Here is a 3,933-nt window from a genome sequence, read left to right as displayed (position 1 = left end):
TTGCTTTTGTAGTCTGTTTACATTTTGAAGATTTGGGGTGGCGGTAGATTGGTTTCGCTCGGTAGCTTCAAAAACAAAATATATTTTATTTCCCACTAATCCTCAAGGGGACAATTTACGGATTAAGCCTTTAGGGTTTGTTTGTAGGTTGTTTTTTTGATTGGTTCTCGATACGATTTTCTCGTGCCTCGAAAATCACTCGAACTGACATTTGTTTGTTTATTTGGGTTTGTCATTCCTGCGTAGGCAGGAATCCACTTGATCATTCACCTTTTTATTATTAAGATTTTGCGTTAACTAGACTCGGACTCTCTAAAACTTAAATGGAGTGGAAGGTTTTAGATGGAATAGATTCCTGCCTGCGCAGGAATGACAGTTGGTGTTAAATTATAGCCATTTGGTGTCTCGCGATGTGGCGTCTAAAACATCAATCTGTAAGGCTGTTGCTATTTGTTTAGCCATATCAAAAGCGGTATCTGTATTATCTGTTTCATAAGCTTCAATTTTCTGATTGGTATTATAGAACAAATTGACTTTAACGACGGTTGTCGTTACGTTTGTGCTTGCTGTGGAGACCCAAACGCGCGTGGTCTGCGTGGTTTTAAACACAGAAACGTATTCTATTTGAGGAAAGTCTTTCCATTTTCCGAAGGTGAGGCCAAAGAGGTTAATGGTATTTCGGTATTTTTTGTTGTGAGGTCAATTTCGATACCATCGGTATAGAAAAAGAAGACACCTGCGCCTAAGAAAAGCACACCAAAATAGGTGTCGATACTCAGTATTCCGATAAAAAAAGACCAATACCATAAATGAACTTTAATTTAGGTATTGGTCTTTTGTAGCTAATTATAGTCAAGAAAAGATAATTTTGTTATTACAACTTATCTATAGTCGCGTCGTCTGCTGCGATTTCTTTTTTGTCTTTTCCTTTTAAATATTCTGGTAAATCCATACCAGCCATATTAAACATTTCTTGTAAAGGTGGTACTGATTTGTACATTCCAGATAAGAAATTAGCGGTTGACGATTTTCCGTCTTCTCCACCACTACCATTATCCCAAACGGTTACTTTATCGATTTTGATATTCTTAATCGCTTCCGATTGAATTCTTACCAATTCTGGTAATTTGTCTGCAATTAATAATAATACCGCATCTCTACTATTGTTACCAGCCGCTTTTACAATTTGCTCCATACCCGCAGCTTGCTTGGTTAAGATTTCATATTGTCCTTGTGCTTCGGCTTGTGCTTTAAAAAGTATGGCATCTGCTTCACCTTTTGCACGTCTTCTAATACGTTCTGCATCTGCTTCAGCATCAATTTCAACTTTGCGTTTATCAATTTCAGCTGGAATAATAACATCGGCCATTTGAGACGAACGCTCACGTTCCGCTCTTGCTGTTTCTGCGATTTGCTCTGCAGCATAAGATTCTGCTAAGGCGTTTGCAGATTGTACTTTTTCAGACGCATTTGCCACACGTTCTGCTTCCGCTTCACGTTGACGACGTAATGAATCTGAATTTGCAACGGCAATTTTTGCGGTGTTCTCACCTTCTACAGCTTGTGCGTTGGCTGCTGCTACTTGCGTTCTTTCATCTTGTACCGCATTAGCTTCACCAATAGATCCATCTCTCGTTTTTTCTGCAACCGATTTACGAGCTGCGTTAATAGCGTGTGCTGCAGCTTCTTTACCAAGTGCTTCGATATAACCAGACTCATCAACGATATCTGTGATGTTTACGTTGATTAGCTTTAAACCTACTTTCTTTAATTCGGTTTCAACAGATTCTGAAATATTCGTTAAGAATTTATCTCTATCGTTATTGATTTCCTCAATATCCATTGAAGCCACAACTAAACGTAATTGTCCGAAAATAATTTCTTGTGCTAAATCCTGAATTTCATTTTGACCCAATCCTAATAAACGCTCTGCTGCATTTTGCATAATACCTGGTTCTGTAGAGACACCAATGGTAAAACGCGATGGTACATTAACACGAATGTTTTGTTTAGATAAGGCATTAACCAAATTTACTTCGATAGAAATTGGCGTTAATTCTAAGAATTCATAATCTTGAATGACAGGAATTATAAAAGCCGCTCCACCATGAATACATTTAGCCGATTGTCCGCCACCCACTTTTCCATAGACGACTAAAATTCTATCTGAAGGACAACGTTTGTAACGTTTTATTAAAATAATTAAGGTAAGTACTACAAATAAGGCTACAAAAATGAGTAGCATGGGACCGCCTAGGCCCTCTACATTAAAGTTTTCTTGAATGGTTAATAATTTCATAGTCATTTAGATTTGATTGGTTGGTTATAAAGCTTAATATTAGTGTGACTTAATTTTCGATAAGTCGGTTTTTTGGTTCGGGTAATTCTTCAGTATTAGTATGTGAAGGTTCTATGGGTTTACGTGTTTGATCTACAATGAGAATGCCGTTAGAGGTGACATCGACAACTTTTATTATTGTGCCCGTTTTTAAGGGTGTTAATGAATCGGTAAGTGCATCGAGTTCGCGCATTGTGCCTTGCACACTTACATTTACTTTTCCCATTTTTGAACGGTCAGATCCAATAGGTAAATAGACTTCACCAATAGCATCGAGCGCATTTTTGTAATTTAAAGTACCGCTATCCGAAAGTTTACTAATAAAGAAATAGAGTGCTGCCATAATCACCATCATTAACAAACCACAAATTACAGATATAAATATGGTCAGAGCTGTAGAGAGTCCGGCATCTATACACGCAATACCACTCCAGCCAAAAATGGTAAAGAAGCCTACGAGGTTTTTGAAGGATATAAATTGAAATCCGGCTTCGATGTCACCATCAATATCATCAGCTTCTCCACCTGCAAAAGCCATTACCATAACTACAGAAAAAATAATAGAACCAATAATAGCGACTAACCAATAGAGTTGGGATAGAAATTCTAGATTTGAAAACCATTCTGCCATAAGATGTCGTTTAAATTTGAGTTACTAAATATACGACCATTGTAATACTATGCAATCTTTTTTTGAAAGTAAGTCGGACCAAATTTAACCAGCAGATTGACGTTTTAAGTCTCAGTTTTTAGCCTTGTTTGAATTTTAATAATTCAAGCTTGGAATACTAATTGTATTGTGATGGTTATTGAAGTACGGTCGTTTTTATACTATTTGGCGCCTCAAAAAAGTTTTGAGATTTGGACCACTTTCAATATATATGTAGCAGATGAAGGACTTTTGTTACATGGAATTTGGGAAATATTTATTTGTGGCTTTTTAATGTGGGCATGGTGTGTTGTGTCATTGCTGTGTAAACAGGAATCTGTATGGTGTAATTTATGTAGGTTTAGTTTTATAAAAAATTAGAAGGTGTGAGACTTATAGGGATTGTTTTAGAGGTATAGTGCTGTTGTGGATTCCTGCCTACGCAGGGATGACAAAGTGTGTTGGTATTTGTTGTGGGTTAGCTTGGGTGTAATTGAAAGTTTGTCTGATTTTGCAGGAATTACATGGTGTAATTGTTTAAAATAAGTTGAGGTGTGTTCTTAATTTTTTTGTCATTCCAGCGTAGGCAGGAATCTGTTTGTTGTTATTAATGTTGATTTAGTTCTAAAAAGAATTAAAAGATGTGAGAAATATAGTAATTGTTTTAAAGGTGTAGTGTTGTTGTGGATTCCTGCCTGCGCAGGAATGACAAAGTTCGTTGTTATTTTTAATGGCTTAGCTTGGGTGTACTTGAAGGTTTGTCTGCTTTGGAAGGAATGACAAAGTTCGTTGAATTTAGATTATAGTATTAATTGTTTTTGGTGTTCTGTCATTCCTGCGTAGGCAGGAATCTAGTTTATATAGTTGATGTCGGTTTGATTAAGTACAATGAAGAATGAAGTGTGTTAAAGTCATAGTAGTCGTTTTAGAGGTATAGTGTTGTTGT

3 protein-coding genes are annotated in these 3,933 nt (G+C 36.6%); all 3 read right to left on the bottom strand.

The annotated features are described in order from the left end of the window. Positions 1-387: 387 nt before the first annotated feature. Positions 388-609 carry a hypothetical protein gene (locus tag ADIWIN_RS15165; RefSeq protein ID WP_020897598.1) on the bottom strand — a complete coding sequence of 74 codons (222 nt, stop codon included), beginning with the start codon at positions 607-609 and terminating at the stop codon, positions 388-390. A 265-nt stretch (positions 610-874) separates the two neighbouring features. After that, entirely contained in the window at positions 875-2,299 is a 1,425-nt protein-coding gene (locus ADIWIN_RS15160) for a flotillin family protein (RefSeq protein ID WP_051155481.1), read from the bottom strand. A gap of 49 nt (positions 2,300-2,348) precedes the next feature. Further along, complete coding sequence (locus ADIWIN_RS15155) at positions 2,349-2,969, bottom strand: hypothetical protein (protein WP_020897595.1); 621 nt, start codon at positions 2,967-2,969, stop codon at positions 2,349-2,351. Between the last annotated feature and the right edge of the window lie 964 nt (positions 2,970-3,933).

Source organism: Winogradskyella psychrotolerans RS-3 (assembly GCF_000427335.1).
GTDB lineage: Bacteria > Bacteroidota > Bacteroidia > Flavobacteriales > Flavobacteriaceae > Winogradskyella > Winogradskyella psychrotolerans.
The sequence above is the reverse complement of the archived record's forward strand: the minus strand, read 5'-3'. Positions and strand labels throughout refer to the sequence as shown.

Coding starts and splice junctions, on each gene's coding strand:
- ADIWIN_RS15160 (WP_051155481.1), bottom strand. CDS start 2,299: ATGAAATTATTAACCATTCAAGAAAACTTTAATGTAGAGGGCCTAGGC.
- ADIWIN_RS15155 (WP_020897595.1), bottom strand. CDS start 2,969: ATGGCAGAATGGTTTTCAAATCTAGAATTTCTATCCCAACTCTATTGG.